14 protein-coding genes are annotated in these 16,438 nt (G+C 33.8%); 2 read left to right on the forward strand and 12 right to left on the reverse strand.

Annotated elements, in window-relative coordinates:
* The first annotated feature begins 108 nt into the window (after positions 1–108).
* Positions 109–534 (forward strand): hypothetical protein, encoded by a 426-nt coding sequence (locus tag NMY3_RS10625; protein WP_196815835.1) that lies wholly within the window; start codon positions 109–111, stop codon positions 532–534.
* Positions 535–913: 379 nt separating this feature from the next.
* On the opposite strand, the gene NMY3_RS10630 is transcribed toward NMY3_RS10625, so the two are convergent.
* The 8 genes from NMY3_RS10630 to NMY3_RS10665 all read right to left on the reverse strand — a co-directional run bounded on the left by NMY3_RS10630 (position 914) and on the right by NMY3_RS10665 (position 11,647).
* Positions 914–2,092: an ABC transporter substrate-binding protein gene (locus NMY3_RS10630; RefSeq protein WP_231100018.1), complete on the reverse strand. Its 1,179-nt coding sequence runs from the start codon at positions 2,090–2,092 to the stop codon at positions 914–916.
* 446 nt (positions 2,093–2,538) lie between these two features.
* Positions 2,539–3,696, reverse strand: coding sequence for an ABC transporter substrate-binding protein (locus NMY3_RS10635; protein WP_196815836.1), 1,158 nt, complete (start codon positions 3,694–3,696; stop codon positions 2,539–2,541).
* A gap of 213 nt (positions 3,697–3,909) precedes the next feature.
* Positions 3,910–4,848: an ABC transporter permease gene (locus tag NMY3_RS10640; protein ID WP_231100019.1), complete on the reverse strand. Its 939-nt coding sequence runs from the start codon at positions 4,846–4,848 to the stop codon at positions 3,910–3,912.
* A gap of 362 nt (positions 4,849–5,210) precedes the next feature.
* A complete protein-coding gene (locus tag NMY3_RS10645; RefSeq protein ID WP_196815837.1) occupies positions 5,211–6,197 on the reverse strand; it encodes a phosphosulfolactate synthase in 987 nt (328 codons plus the stop codon).
* 536 nt (positions 6,198–6,733) lie between these two features.
* A complete protein-coding gene (locus NMY3_RS10650) occupies positions 6,734–7,606 on the reverse strand; it encodes an ABC transporter ATP-binding protein (RefSeq protein ID WP_196815838.1) in 873 nt (290 codons plus the stop codon).
* Positions 7,607–9,203: 1,597 nt separating this feature from the next.
* Entirely contained in the window at positions 9,204–10,136 is a 933-nt protein-coding gene (locus NMY3_RS10655; RefSeq protein ID WP_196815839.1) for a DapH/DapD/GlmU-related protein, read from the reverse strand.
* 579 nt (positions 10,137–10,715) lie between these two features.
* Positions 10,716–10,973 carry a four-helix bundle copper-binding protein gene (locus tag NMY3_RS10660; protein WP_196815840.1) on the reverse strand — a complete coding sequence of 86 codons (258 nt, stop codon included), beginning with the start codon at positions 10,971–10,973 and terminating at the stop codon, positions 10,716–10,718.
* 401 nt (positions 10,974–11,374) lie between these two features.
* Positions 11,375–11,647 carry a hypothetical protein gene (locus tag NMY3_RS10665; protein WP_196815841.1) on the reverse strand — a complete coding sequence of 91 codons (273 nt, stop codon included), beginning with the start codon at positions 11,645–11,647 and terminating at the stop codon, positions 11,375–11,377.
* 248 nt (positions 11,648–11,895) lie between these two features.
* On the opposite strand from NMY3_RS10665, the gene NMY3_RS10670 reads away from it, so the two are divergent.
* Positions 11,896–12,291, forward strand: a complete 396-nt coding sequence (locus NMY3_RS10670) for a rhodanese-like domain-containing protein (RefSeq protein WP_196815842.1) — start codon at positions 11,896–11,898, stop codon at positions 12,289–12,291.
* Between the two features lie 1,991 nt (positions 12,292–14,282).
* Here NMY3_RS10670 and NMY3_RS10675 read toward each other — a convergent pair.
* The 4 genes from NMY3_RS10675 to NMY3_RS10690 form a co-directional block, all read right to left on the reverse strand.
* Complete coding sequence (locus NMY3_RS10675) at positions 14,283–14,528, reverse strand: hypothetical protein (protein ID WP_196815843.1); 246 nt, start codon at positions 14,526–14,528, stop codon at positions 14,283–14,285.
* A gap of 24 nt (positions 14,529–14,552) precedes the next feature.
* The gene (locus tag NMY3_RS10680) at positions 14,553–14,903 is read right to left on the reverse strand and encodes a hypothetical protein (protein ID WP_196815844.1); all 351 of its coding nucleotides are present in this window, start codon (positions 14,901–14,903) and stop codon (positions 14,553–14,555) included.
* Between the two features lie 98 nt (positions 14,904–15,001).
* Positions 15,002–15,403, reverse strand: a complete 402-nt coding sequence (locus NMY3_RS10685) for a hypothetical protein (RefSeq protein ID WP_196815845.1) — start codon at positions 15,401–15,403, stop codon at positions 15,002–15,004.
* A 63-nt stretch (positions 15,404–15,466) separates the two neighbouring features.
* Positions 15,467–16,357 (reverse strand): sulfurtransferase, encoded by an 891-nt coding sequence (locus tag NMY3_RS10690; protein WP_196815846.1) that lies wholly within the window; start codon positions 16,355–16,357, stop codon positions 15,467–15,469.
* Between the last annotated feature and the right edge of the window lie 81 nt (positions 16,358–16,438).

The following is a 16,438-nucleotide window of genomic DNA, read 5'->3' on the forward strand; positions in this document are numbered from 1 at the left end:
TCCTCTAATAATATCGAAAATAGGTGAATATGTAAAATGTTATTGATAAATCATACTTAACAATTATATCTTCATTATCCATATTAAATTCAAAGGGATCCAAAAGGCGTGGTACAAGTAAGAACCAATAGTTTATCGTTAGCTGTACTATTATGTTTTTATGTCATTTTTGCTTTTTCAATTAATCCTTTAATGGATAATTTCCTTGGGATGTCAATTGAGGTGACAGATCAAAACAATGAGGGTGTGTTCAGTTCTTTAAGCAGAAATTTTGAACAAACAATCGAGGAAATAAACAGTGCTGATGAAAAGAGCTCCTCCTCCTCCGACTCCTCCTCTAATAGTGCTGATGAAAAGAGCTCCTCCTCCTCCTCATCATCATCATCATCCGACTCCTCCTCTAATAGTGCTGATGAAAAGAGCACTGCTTCGAAAGCCCCAATTGCCGCATCCGAATCTTCTAATCTCGCTAGCAACAATTCTACAAAAGTTAACGACTTTGTGAAAAAAAATCAAACTGATCCCAATAAGTAAGATTGGCTGACATTCCCCACTCTAATATAGGGAATTTTTGTTCCAAAAAGTAATTCAAAGTAACCTTGTCTAATAAAATCCGAGTAACTAACTGAGATTTAGCTCATTCAATATCGAAATTTTAAGATACTCTATTGAAAAACAAAAACTCAGTTGTAACCAGTTAGTACGTTAACGAATTAGAAGGTTGTCTACTTGTTTTAGCCAATTAAAGGATAGTGAATTAATCTATATCTTGTTAATGGAGAAGGCGTGTTTGAATAACGTTATAAAAATTGGCAACATGTCTAATAATTATTTTATGTTGAGCAAACATGTATGGATTTCAAAAGGATACAAAAAAGGTTAGGTATATACCGATTTGTATGGTTGGACTGTCCTACGATACTATATCTGCTATTGCCTCACCACTCGAAGTGCTGTTTGTGGCATTGCTTATTACCCCTGTATCATCAATTGACTGCAGACCCTTTTCGGCGAGTACTTCATTCAACAATGTCGTATCATAGATGCCTGAAAGATTCGGTCGATCTTTACCTTTCTCTATAAATCCTAGGTCATATGCGTCATTTGCACTCTTAAACAGTGTTAACTTCAATGGATCATATGTGAGTTCTAGATTACTAAAGGCCTTATCTAGGACATTTTCTGATATCTCTTGACCAGTTAGTTTCTTCAACTGAGTATTAAATTCCTTTGCTGCTGCTGCTGTATCGTTGTTTATCTTTAGTGTTTCATCTACGTGAGCTTCAAGTAATTTCTTTATGACATCGGGATTCTTTTCAAGGTAGTCGGTTCTGACTATTAAATTGGCTGTCACGAATTTACCGTCTGGCCATAAACTTTTTTCATCTACTAATACTTTACCACCTGCTTCTTGTACTAATCTTGTTGCCCAAGGTTCAGGTACCCATGCTCCGTCTATTTCTTTTTTCAGAAATGCTGTCAATATATCCGCATTTGCAATCGGTAACACCGTTACGTTTCCACCATTTTCAATAGTATTATAACCATTATCTATCAAGTATTTTCTCAAGGCCACATCTTGTGTGTTACCTAATTGAGGGGATGCAAATTTCTTTCTGCCTAGGTCATTGACTGTTTCTATTCCTGAATCATTTCTAACCACAAATGATGCGCCACCGCTAGATGCACCAGAAATTACCCTAAGATCTTTGCCGTCTGTAAGAAGATAACCATTAATTGCTGGATTGGGGCCAATGTATGTAGCATCAATTCTATCTGCTAATAACGATTCTATTGCAGATGGTCCAGCATTAAATTTAACTGTTTCAACAGTAACATTATCACCTAATACTTTCTGAAAATCTCCATCATTTAATCCAATTACGGCTTGTGCATGAGTGATATTTGGAAAGTACCCAATTCTCAAAGTTTTCTTCTCATTACCTAATGATTGTGCGCTGGCAATCGATATGGGTGCTGATATCAATGCAACTGTGGTAATAATCATTGTAAAGACTATGATAATTTGTCTTCCTCTATTATCAAGATTCTTTGGAATCTTGAAACCTACTTTTTCTGACTTATTAATCATCAGTCGTATATCGTTTAACGTTACTTATTATTCATTTTCAATGTGCCATTTTTTTTAATATTGTGCAGTTTAAGCATATATTCTGCGCCGACCGAAAAGTTATAATATTATGTCATCTACACCTAAAGGCCTAATTGGTTAAACCACTATGTTGATTATTTGATATGTCGTCTAGTGCAGGCAAGTGATATGATCCCTACTTCGTTCAAATTTGAAAGTATCGTGATCCAAAATCAAAAATCTAAGGAGTGCGATTTTGAATAGTGATGGTTAACTTGTTAGCCATGATAGTATCAATGGCCACAAAATATATGTATTTGATTTTACGAAATTATCCTACCTGTTCCTATTTATCCCAATATATCGGATAGAACCTGCCTCCGTTTATTAACAATATTATAATTTACTAATTAGTAGTAAATTAAATATCAAAATATTATTACTGCTTATGGAATGGGGCTAAGGCCTTTGCTCTTTAGTACTTCGTTTAAGAGCCCAAGATCATAAATACTTGATAGATCTATTTCACGCCCGCTTCCAAGATTAATGTATCCCAAGTCGTTAGCATCCTCAGCAATCTTGTTAAGCGAGGACGATAGGGGATCGTATGTAAATTCTATTCGTGATAATGCGTCTTTTATTTGGTTCTCTGGATAAGTTTTACCAGTAATTTTTTTTAGCCCTTCATTGAATGCAACCGCTAATTCTTGAATATTTTTTTCATCCGTTTCAGAATTATTAGTATTTGATAACTTTTGATTTATCCATAGTGTTTCATTGACATGTGCTTCGAGTAGTTTCTTTATGATTTCTGGATTCTTTTCAAGGTAATCTGCTCTGGCTAAAATATTAGCTGTCACGAATTTACCTTCTGGTGGCCAGAGATCCCTTTCGTCGACCAAGATAAATCCATCTCCTTGCTCTTTTAGAATGGCGACCAAAGGTTCGGGAACCCATGCTCCATCAATCTCTTTATTTACAAACATATTGATTAAATCTGCAGGTTTTGCTGCTACCACTGTTACGTTTCCACCATTTTCAATAGTATTATAACCATTATCTATCAAGTATTTTCTCAAGGCCACATCTTGTGTGTTACCTAATTGAGGGGATGCAAATTTCTTTCTGCCTAGGTCATTGACTGTTTCTATTCCTGAATCATTTCTAACCACAAATGATGCGCCACCGCTAGATGCACCAGAAATTACGCGTAAACCATCTCCTCCCGAAACAATGTAACCATTAATAGTAGGGTTAGGACCAACGTAAGCTACATCAATCTGACCTGCATATAGAGCTTCAATCGCAGAGGGACCAGAGGTAAAAACAATCCCTTTTAGAGAGATGTTACCTAAATTCTTGTCATTTTCTATTATTTGCCTAAAATCTCCGTTATTTAAGCCAATAATGGCTTGAGCATGATTTAGGTTTGGAAAATACCCAATTTTCAAGGCATCAGCCTTCGCGTTTACGGTTTGACTGCTGGATCCAGTTGTACTGTTATCCTGACCAAGCAATAAAGACCAATAGAAGTTATAATTAGAAGATATAATAACTGCGATAATTATGGCAAATGAAATACCCAATTTTAATTTTGAATCCATGTTATTTTTTTTGTAAATGGTATGTATTAATAATCAGAAATAGGCAAAAAATGTACAATACATGTGGTTTTTGCAATATATGTGTGATTCTGACTCACAGATGATTATTGTCAATATTCTAATGCCCCCTATATTAACTTGTCACGCTTCAATAGAATGATGTGTGATGTGTGATGTGTGTATTACTAAAAATGTCGTTAACTCAATGTCAAGTCATTTATTCTCGATATCATGCTCCTGTCTTAATCCCCATTTCTCTCTTACCTTATCTTCTAGTTTTGCAAAGATTACTTTGTCAAATAGCATTCCTAATGCGAAAATAGTAATCATAGATGCTATTATGTTATCCATCAGCTGAAATTCTCTACCCACTAACAGTATATGTCCTATCCCTACCGCAGCAGCCATTAGTATTTCCGCTCCAATCAAAGCGTGCCAAGCAAATGACCACGCTTGTTTTATTCCTATTATTAATGCAGGTGTGGCTGCTGGTATCATTAAATATCTAAATAATGAGAAACCCTTGGCTCCCATATTTCTTGCAGCCTTTAGATATATGGGCGGTATGTTTCTTATTCCACTATATGCTGAGATCATTACTGAAAATACTGAACTCATTATAACTACAAATAATATTCCAATATCATTTAGACCGATAAGCAGGATAGCAAATGGCACCCAAGCAACACTAGGAAAAGACTGCAATCCTACCGCAAAGGAACTCATTGTTTTTCCAAAACCGCCAAATCTTACCATTGCAAGTCCCACACAAACTCCAATTCCTATTGAAGCAGCAAAACCAATCAAAAGCCTGTAAAGGGTCATTCCGATGCTTACCCACAACGTGTTATCTAGAATTAGGTCATAAAACGATCCTACTACCATGATAGGAGAAGGTAGTGAAACTTTTGGCCAAATACCACTTAAATATGCCAGTTGCCATAGGCCGATAAAAACTGCAATAAATAAAACAGTATTAGCTAATTCATCCAACTTAATTTTCTTTTTAAAGGGATTCTTACTTTCATTAGGCCTTTTTTCTTCTAAAGATAAGATTTCTGATTCCTCGATGGATTGTGATTCATCAATGTTAATCATTACATCTTCTTTATTTTTCCGTCTAGTTTTATCGTCTTCCGGCCCCTCGTACAAAGAAATCCTGTTTATTATTAGACCTCCCGTATATCAATTTTCTTTCTCAGGTTTTTTGAATTTTGTCCTTATCAACTATATCATAACATCTGTTTTGTCATGACCAGCTGCTATGTGGAATAAATGGTCACAGGTAAACAACATACGTACTTTTGGCTCTGACATAATATAATTAACCTTTTTGGCATTATGGTAATGTTGGATAATTAATTAAAAATATCTTGTCGTAGTATTGGAAATTTTATTCAAATTTTGATAAAACTGAAAAATATAAGAGATAATCATAATTTTATGTAACCAAAACACCTTAGAAAGGATGGGTAATCATGAAATTCTAGTCCGTATGAACTTGTCAGTATTTCTTAGATCCATTCGGCCTTAACTAAATTGTAGACTTTTTTTCTCGTGTCGTCCAAGCTATTCTTTTCTACTATCAGCCCTTGCTCTTTGAGTTCTTCGACTGAAGCTTGAACAGTTCTTCGTGGTAGATTTGTAATATAGATGAGTTCGCTTTGATCAATGGGGTGTTTACTCCTAATTATATAATGAATAAATTTTGTAGCCGGACTACCTTCAGGTCCTTTCTTGACTGGAGTAATACTAAAACTTGCCTTTGATAGGAAACCCCTCCTTTGGGATTCTATAGATAAAACATTATTGAGTTTAATCTCACCCATGCTGACTCGCTGTCCAAATTCTGCAACCAGTACTGCCTGCTGAATCTCTAAGGGAGCTTCAAAAATTATGCTGTTGGGAGAAATTTTTGAAGTAATAGCAGAAAGCAAATTCCATTTAATATCGCCCTTTTCATCATAGATGCCTACATTGTATCCCAAATTTGCCTCCAGAACTATTTTCTCTTGGCTTATTTCTAGAACTTCGTTCATCTTCTTTACGGTTTCATCAACTGAAAGTTGCCTTCTGGGATCTTTGTGTCCTATTTTCCATTGAGCCCTCATGTCATACGAATCAACTATTTTTAAAATCTTCTTTTTTTCCTCAAAGGTAAGATGAATGCTGTTTTCACTTATTTCAATAATATCAAACCCAATTGTTTTTGCACTGTCCATAAATTTATCAAACACTTGTTCACGAATGGCGTATTCAGTTAGAGTACTCCCAGTAGAGACTAGAACATTTGACTGATGGTAAAAATCGATTCTATTAATAAGACTCTGTTGTTTCAGAAGGAGAGGAAATGCCCCATATATCTTGACCATATCAATATAGGGAGAAATAGTTTCAAAATTCTCTTTATCAAGACCTTGAAATTTATCTATAATGTATGTAATACCATCATGGCGGGGCTTTTTATGATCTATTCTGTCCTCAATGAGGGTTTCTAGCATGAATAGATGTATGCAGAATTTACATATAATTAAATTGATATATGCATTTTTGTAAGTACACAGTAGGCAAGGAGCACTAATTTTCGCATAAGACGTTAATTTGACGCATTATAAGTCTCATACCTTTTACGACTTTACTCTCCTAAATTTGTCCACTTTTATTCATGACAACCAAATCTACTGTATACGGTTTAGCGTAAAAAATGGTTTAAACCTGATGAAATATTTTGTTTCGAATTGCCAGGAAATGTTTACTGATATTTAGTAATCGCATAACTACTGTAACATTTATTTTTTCCAAACGTATTATCCGGAATTCTGATTGAACCCTTAATTGATAGTATGGCTTTTGAATAGTCTAATAATCATGCCATGAAAATGCAGACTTTGAGGATAACATTAGAGGCCGTTTTGATTTTAAAACAAAATAACCGGTGAAGAAATAATATCAAGACAAATGGATATTTCTAGTGCCTTTGAATATCTTCTTGGTTTATCATCACCCTTTCCTGATCTTGAACTTGTGGAACACTTGATTAATTTACAGTAGAAATAATTGTACGATTTAGCTCTTCACTAGCAATTTCAGATTCTTTAACAGGATCATTCACAAATAAATCGTTTGATTCAGAAATTATTTCTCGGGTTATTGATTCAACTAGTGGATGGTCAATACTGCGTGGTCGCGGTATATTCACAATTATTTGTTTCTTAATATTCGCCAATTTAGGAGACATAACAATAACTCTGTCACCCAACGCCACTGCCTCATGAATGTTATGGGTAACAAACAAAATGGTTTTTTTGGTTTCTTGATGAATTCTCAACAAATGTGAATACAGCATTTTCCTAGTCTGAACATCTAAAGCGGCAAATGGCTCATCCATTAACAAAATTTTAGGATCTAATGCCAATGCTCTGGCTATCGCAACTCTTTGCTTCATTCCTCCTGATAGCTGATGAATATAGGCGTGAGTAAAATTAGTCAATTGAACCATTTCGATTAATTTCATGACTTTTTCTTTTCTTTTTTCTTTTGGAATCCTTGCAATTTTTAAACCAAATTCAATGTTTTCACAAACTGTTAGCCAGGGAAACAATGCTCCTTCCTGAAAAACTATAACCCTATCCGTTCTTGGCGAGAGAGCAACAGGTTTATCATCAACGAGAATCTCTCCATCACATACCTCGTCTAAACCAGCAACCAAATTAAGTAACGTACTTTTTCCACATCCAGAAGGACCCACAATAGTAACGAACTCTCCATTTTTGATACTTAAATTAAGTTTGTTGATAACTGTATGTTTGGAATTAATCTTGTTCTTTTTATCAGTAAATCCTTTAGAAATGTTTTCAAGTTTTAGAATTAAACCATCAGTAGATTGAATGGGACTTGCTAAGCTAGACATATTTATTGTATAAATGAGAAATTATATAATTAAAGCCCTATACGCAACATTCGCCGATCTATGCCATACCTGCACACTTCCTGAAATTTATGCGTCTTTTATGACTAATAATTTAGAACTTTTAAAGTCGTTATTTGGAAAATATATTGGTTTATTCCTACTTAAACGGAATTGATCCTATATTAATCCCATATTTACTGCACAAAAAGGTATTAGTAGTAAGGGAATCTAGAATCTCTAATACTAAATTAATTTAGGCTAAGACTAAATTTACCAGTTGCTATCTTTTCTTGTTAACGCGTAATTCCAAATTGCCTGGTAACTCCTAATAATTCAATAATAGTTTTGGAATTCACTACTCCAAATATATGATCTTTAATAGGACGATCCAAAACGTCAAGGACTCTAGTGTATTAGCGAATTTGTATAATGTAATTGGAAATAAGTAATCTTTAGATAAGTTCCTATGTGCAAGATCTGCATCCATTAGCTAAATTTGGCATATTATTATACCTATCTAAATGGTTCAATCGTATTATCTTTTATTGGGGATTGATACTTCATGTGGATTTACTAATCGAAATTAAATAGTTTTTTGTATTTTTTTTATAAAGAGCGTTTAATAACTATGAAATACCCTATACTCATGATTGGCAGTCCCATCCAATCAAGTAGTTATGCCTTGCAGAAACACAAGAACGGTACGTATTCATTATAGTATGTGATTCAGGTAATAACTGAACCCATGCCATCACATGGTTAAGGTCAGCAACCTGAATCACAATCTCTGTTATATAAAAAGCAGAATACAAAACAAGTTTATGAGCACTATGATTTCATAAGGTTGACGTAAATATCTAGAAGAATAATAAATGATGCATTCTCTATTTGGTTCATTAGAAAATATAGCGTTCAAACTGGAGAAATTTTAATCAAATTGGCCAAAAAATCTCAATATCTACTTTTGTATCCAACATAACTGTACCTGTTTAATTTCTCTAACATTTAGCGAATCCAAGATTCAACTAAATAATTTGCATGCTAATTGCCGTTACTAGACTTCTTTATTCATTTTGGACGTGCTATTATCACAAGCATGGACCAAACTTTTAGTAAAATGCTACTGAGGAATTAAGTGTATTCCTTATCATTCTAAATAAGAGAAACACTTTAAATTTCATTTATGCATTTGATCCAGTCTAATTATTATTTGCACTAGCTTTGATAGGAGTCTAAACTGTTTCAATCTTAATAGCCTTTCTTCTTGTACTTAATTTCCTTAACAGGTGACTAAATATGCCTCATGAATCAAGGTAATATCTCATACAATAGACCAGTTTTCCTTCAGTTTCCCCAAACAACAAATCAAAAATGCGATGTAGACTACTTAATACATGTTCTGTACAGATTATTGTCCCATCCATTCTATAATGAAATGGCATCTTAAGCTTTTGTCCATGGCAAGAGCCTACCAAGCCAATAAGCAAATTGGTGCAAGCTAAAAAAAACAATATTGTTAAATTCAAAAAAAAATTTATTTAGCACCATAATAGAATTTACTAAGCATCTATTTGTGATCAATAGTGGTATTTCTTCTCTAATGGTTCTTATTTATTTTAATAGATTTTGCTGGTACCCCTGCAACAATATCTTCATCTACAATGTCATAGATAACGGAACTGCCTGAACCCACAATAACTTGATCGCCTATTTTTATCTTGTTTTTTATAGTACTATTTAATCCTAACCAACAATTATTGCCAATGGTTGTACTACCGCCTACTATAGTTCCAGCTCTTAGTTCAGTATCTTTTCCGATGGTAACATTATGGGCTATATGACATGATGTCTCAATTTTGGTTCCTTGTCCTATAATCGTGTCAGAGAGTGATCCTCGTGCTATAGAACAATTTGCGAATATTTCTACATCGTTTTCAATCACCACTTTACCATGGTGGGGAAATTTTTCTAGTTCTAAAGTATTATTTGCTCTTTCAAATGCAAATCCATCAGAACCAATAGTAGTATTGTGTTGAATAGAACAGTTATCCCCTACCATACAATTTTGCAAATTCGCTTTTGATTCTATTATGGTATTATTACCAATAGTACAATTATCACCTATAACTACGTAATCGCCAATATGACAATCTCTTCCTATCTTAGCTGAATCGGCTATAACCGAATTTTTGGATATACCAACCTTAGGCAGAGCATAAGTAATGCGCTTTGCAAGTCTTGTATATTCAAGTCTAGGATTATCAACAAATTTCAATAGTTGTCCTTCTTTTTGAAATTGGTATAGCAGACCCTCCATGCTTTTTTTACAAAGAATCACACCAGTATTTGATTGGGGAATAGAGAGCATACCTTTGTATTCCTCATATGAACAAAATGAATCCCGATTAGATTTTCCATAATAAAAGGAGGGAAATATTTTTATTGATTTAGAATTTTTTTCTAATTCCTGGCCTTGAAATGAATAACCTGGGTCGGAAAGGTGTTGAAATAATGATTCAACGGTTGGCAATTATGAAATTCAGCCTCATTTTCGTTCCCTCTATTTGAATCGAACTAAACCTGGAACTTGAATAAACTAAAAAGTAAATCTTATCCATCTAATTTCTTTTTGTTTGCAGAGAGGGCAGATCATTTTATGATTGTCTAAGTGGATACTTCCCGATGCTTCAGAGAATGATACTTTCCAAGAGCATTGGTTGCATCTTAGAGCATATTTGAAAGTCGAAATCTTCAAACGCATACCCAGGTCATCCTTTTCAATCCTTGAATCAATTGAATGATTTAGTTGCAAAGTCATAATTAGTTATTACAAAAATTGTAATAAAAGGAATGTTGTATATGATATATTGGAGTAGTATGCGCAAATAATTCACATTCTACTAGTTTTAGTTTAGCAAGGTCCTACCAAATTTACAATAAAAACAAGAATGGTTAACCGGTGCATCTGCTATTTTAGATCGATCCTTTCACAATTCCTACAAATGACTGAATGATTGTTGGTAATTAATTAATTAATTAATTAATAAGAATAAGAAATCATAAAAATTTGAACGAGAAGTAGAACGAGAATGAGAATAAAAAGAGTTACTTATCTCATCATGTTTCTACATTCTTGGGCACATTTCTTACACATTTCAGCACATTCTTTACATGCTTCCATTTTGTTACCCATTTTTTCACATTCCATTGCACATGCATCACATATTGTAGCACACATTTCACACATTTGCTTTGAGTATTCGCTACCTCGAGCCATCATCATTGCTGTCATTGTACACATCAGAGCACAGTCTCTGCACATCATCATACATCGACCCATCATTCCGGCCATTTCGGTGTTAGACATACATTCAGTACAACAGGCTTCGCACATCATTGCGCATTCATTGCAAGTATCAATACAAGTTTGGTTTTTTTGATTAATAAGAGAAGTGTTCATGCATTTAATATCTTAAAATTATTATATAAATCTTTCTAAAAAATACGTCATTTATGTAAAATATGTGCAAATATTGCGCATATATTGACAAAAAATGTAATATTTATAACAAATATACGCAGGATGTGCGTATATCTATTATGTTACTTCAATAAATAGATTGTCAGATATTTAGCGCATATTCAAAATCATCAAAATAGAAGACATTCGTTGAATCGGAGTTAAAAATGAAATCCTATTAATTGTAATGTGGTGTAAAAAAAAGAAAAGATGATTTTTTGTCCCGTTTTGGACCTCTAGTGGTATATTTATTGCTGCCCTAAGGCGTTATTTCCATCGTTTAGATTTAGCAATAAACCTACATTATTCCCTGAGGCTAGATTGTCATTTCCAGAACTTACACTAGATCCTTGTTCCAATCCTTGAAGTTGTGATATCCCTTGTTCTGCTTCATTAGATTTTTTGTGTTTTCCACCTGCGAATGCTAAATTGTCCTGACTCGTTACTATTGATCCTATCAAGACGGTTGTGACAAGTATTGCAACTAACCACGTTTTCTTTATGTTGTTTGATTTAATCATATTGTAGAATTCATAGGTAAAATAAGGAATTTCAGTGTTGTGACATATGTTACTGCAATTCAAATCTAAATATATATTTGGTAACATATAACATGAAAGAAAAGGATTATGTATGAAAATATTACATAATAACGGCGTCAATTACCCCAATTGTAGAGTTCCTACCGAAATTGTGTTTCAACTGCGCATATGATACACAAATTGTGTATTTAAGGTCATGTATATACAATGATACTGTATAATATGGTATGTCTACTAGAGAATCTTTGGAATTTTGGCCTAAATCAGAATTAGTTAGTTCTCAATGGGTTAATGAACATTTACAAGACAGGAGCGTAAGACTTGTTGAAGTGATTTATGACGCAAAGAACAGTCGTCCGCACCCTGCAGTGCCAGGAGCATCTGTTTTAGACTGGAATGAGGATATTGATCAAGCTGAGGATGTGGATACCCACAAACAAAATGAAAAACATAATAAACTACTAAAAAAAATTGGTGTAAACGATGAAAATACTACAATAGTGCTATGCAGCGATTTTAATAATTGGTTTGCATCTATTACTTATTGGATTTTTAAGCATATTGGTCATGATAACGTAAGGTTACTAGAAGGCGGAAGGCAAGGGTGGTTGCTAACGAATTAAGCAAAATGACTGGTACCTTGAACGTCGACAAAATAGACTATCAAAAAAATATTGATGAAATTCACAGGTCAAAAACAATATCTCGTGAACCTGGCCGCAATTAGTCTCATGGTCAATACCCATAAGCATTTCACAAATCTTGATCTGTTGCAGGTATTGATCAATCAGATGGTGTTTTAACGTTATCTTTGGATATTTTTCTCAGTAAATCAATACATATTTGAAACCTGAGCTGATCCTTTTCATGAAAATATTAATTGTCTAATACTAATAATTAGATAATTGCTTAAACCTTATTTTGGACCTTATTTTATTTATCAACTTACGATGAGAAGTAAAATCCCCTTTTTTGGATCATATTAACAACTTGAAGTAGCGAAACTTGTACAATATGTTTTAGTCAATCTAATTGAACATTAGGGAGATTTTTTTCTAAATGACAATTGTCTCTGATTTTCGTTATTGAAATTGATAGCGATACTCAATCAATGCATTTACGCAACATAAACTGAATGCAGAGATAATTTTACAGAGGAAATAGACATCAGAAGGCGTTTACCTAATACCTTACTTTTGTTTTGCATGATGGATAAAACGACGTATGGGTGTGTCAGCGGTCAGAAGGATTAACATGGATACCATTATTATGCTGCAAAAATGTTTATGACATAGATGTACTCTACTTTTATTTTTCTCCTCATTCCTAATGTAGACGATACTCAGACAAGAGTTTTTTTATAGGTTTATGTTTATTTAGATTGGTTTCTAAATATTGTGGATAGACAGAACATGATGCCGTCGCCCAGAGTGTTACTACCCACAATATTTCGTAAAAGGAACTAGATTGGAACTGCAATGTTTTGTTACATACAAATCTATATAGCAATTTCTAAAAGTGCAGATTTATAGTAAATAGATAAAAATATTCACATATCCTCAACTTATAGATACTAAATTTATCTAATTTAGAATACAGAATCCTATAAACATTAACCTATAAATAATTATGAAACAAGAGTTAGGCTAGGATACTCTTTTCAATACTTTATGGTAAGAATCAGGGCAAATATAAATCCTTTTTATAGTTACATCGAAATCAAATCTCATGTAATACGATTTACCCAATCATTATTAGTGCCATAAGCAAAGATGATTGGTAATATTCTTCTTGTATCGAAAGAAAGTATTTATAAATGGTTTTGAAATAAAGTGGGAAGAGATTTGTTTCAGTAGTGATTATAATGAGCCAAATCTCTCATGAGTAATCCCACAATATTTCCTTTGTTTTAAGGTGGGTGTCTATATGGTCATGAAATGTTGGTATGTGATATATAGCAGAATGGATATTTAGAATTTGTCAAATATGCAGTTTTTCTAAAAATGATAAGTAAATGGCGTCTAATTTTTGCAATTATCTACAGGCATAGTTGTTTATGTGTTTAATTCCAATTTTCAGTCATAAGAAGAGGATAAATGTATTCTTTTTCACGTGATTTGGTGTTACCTGCTTCAAAAAGAGAAGGTTAATCTTATTCATATGATCACCTTTTTTCTATTTATATTGTCTCAAAAAAATAACATATTCGATTGAAACCAATGTTAGTCCTAGATGGATACTGTTTTCAACATTCTTTCTGAATTAAAACATAGTGAAGTCGGTAACTACAAGAGAAGTGGATGCCGTTCTCCTCAATTTGAATAAGTCAATGATATGAGTGTATTTGAGGAATAGAAAGAAGGTAAATCGGAATCAAAATAGACCGTGATGATTCTGCAATAATCAATAACTGCTGTCTGCCAACTATGAAGTTGGTAATTTTTAGTTTTGTCAAAAGCTAAAAAAACCTTTGATAATACTAGAACAAATCTTAAGCACATCTTGTAATTGTAATGTAAACCTGACAGAAAATGAGAACCCTTCATTGCTAACTTTAAAAGCATAGATCCTTTATTATGGAAGTATGCTTCAAAACTGGAACCTTTTATACAGCCTATTTTGAAAAAACAATGTCTGCAGGTATAATAGAATCCGGAGATATCCATCTTCCTGGCATAATGATCACCGACGCACCTATCGAACAATTAGTTGAAACCACTGCTCCAAAGTGGTTCTTGCCCGTGTCTATAAGTTTGTCTTTTATCTTGTAGTGGATATTTTTTCTTGTAAGTAGTACATTTGCCGTACCTGAATAGCCTCCAAACCAGACGTTCTTTCCTATGATGCTATCAAGGATCACGTTGTGATGGGATATTTTTGTATTTCATGCAAAATAGGATTTTCCTATTTCACAATTAAAGCCTATATTGGTCTTATGGCCAAGCATGCTATTCCTTATTAGTGAACCCATCCCGATAAAACTGCCTTCGCCTATGTATACTGGACCTTTTATTTTTGCAAAGTCATCGATAACTACATGGTCCTCAATTACACATGGTCCCTCAATAATAGCTGTTTTTGCAAACGTGGCCTTGTTTGATATGGTGGTGGCCTTTATTTCAAACTTTAGTAACTCCTGAGTAATATCTAGGAATTCCCATGGATGTTGAAACTTAAAGGATTCAAGCGTTGACTTGGTTGAATTACTTCCTACTATTGTGTTGTAAGGGTTCATCGACATGAGTTCTTTATTATAAACCGGTGTTATCTGATAATATTGCGATTTTGAAAAATCAGGTTCTGTGCATCGAGACTTGGTTGTACTAGTTGTGGCTATTTCTGATGAAGTAAAAGAACCAGCCGCAGACGATGAAAAAATTTCAAATTGGCTATGGGATGTCTATTGATCTTGTTTTTATTGATCATACTTCCAGTATTATCATCAATAGTGTCATTCAAATTCGAATCAGATTTGCTGTTCCCCTCGTCTACTTCGATAACAGGCAAATTTTTGAACTCAGTCTGTATTATTGATTTTAGAAAACTCATATTCTTTGGAATTACAACAGAATCTATGCCATAGAGTGAATTTATTATTGGCATGTTGCGAAGTATGATAGATTTTCCAAACAAGTGTAATGATCTGTTAGAGGGCATCTTGTTCATAATTTCGTCATCTTCATGATCAATAAATGAATAATTATTTGATTGGGTATTTGTAAAGATTATCTTCATTATGTTTACTCTCGATGAATATGACTAGTATATATTAAAAAAAAGAAAAATTTCTTTCCTTTGTTAAATCGAATCTTTCTCTATAGGATTTCCTATCAGGTTTCCCCATTCTGTCCAAGATCCGTCATAGTTTTTCACATCGGGGTAGCCTAACAAATACTTTAAGACAAACCATGTATGCGAAGAACGTTCTCCAATTCTGCAGTATGTAATTACTTCGTTATCTGGATGGATACCTTTTGCTTCATACAGTTTAGACAATTCCTCAAATGTTTTGAATGTTCCATCGTCATTCAATACTTGTGCCCATGGAATGTTACTTGCTCCGGGGATGTGGCCAGCCCTTTGTGCATGTTCAGTGGGATACTCCGGCGGTGCCGTTATTCTTCCGTGGTATTCATCAGGACTCCTTACATCTACTAATCTAATTTGAAATCTTCTTCTGCTTACCAGAGAATCTTTTATGTCAGATAGAAATATCCTTATACTGCTGTCTGGTGCAAAAGATTCACCAAGATTAAACATGCCTTTTGGATAATTAGGTATTTCTTTTGTAATTTCTTTATCCTCTTCTAACCATTTTTTTCTTCCACCATTTAACAAGCGAACATCTTTATATCCATAGTATTTAAAAACCCAAAACGCAAATGCGGCAAACCAATTGTTAAAATCGCCATATAATACAAGAGTTTTTGAGTCATCATCTAATCCAAATCTTTGGAGTAAATTCTCATAGTTTTCTTTAGTCAAAATATCTCTCGACAAAGAATGGTTAATGTCCTTTTTCCAATCCGCCAAAACTGCGCCGCGTATGTGTCCAAGAAGATAATTGGCTTTAGAGTCGTAGTCCACCTCAATGATTCTGACATTGGGGTCGCTTAGGTGCTTATCAAGCCATTGGGTTTCTACCAATACTTCAGGATGTTTGTATTCTATTTTTGTTGATTGAGCCATACTTATGTTGGATTACGCTCTGCTTATTTTTGAACCGGTCCACGTAATTTTGGATTAAAATATGCAATTTATGCGTAAATA

Origin of the sequence: Candidatus Nitrosocosmicus oleophilus (assembly GCF_000802205.1) — an archaeon.
Taxonomy (GTDB): Archaea; Thermoproteota; Nitrososphaeria; order Nitrososphaerales; family Nitrososphaeraceae; genus Nitrosocosmicus; species Nitrosocosmicus oleophilus.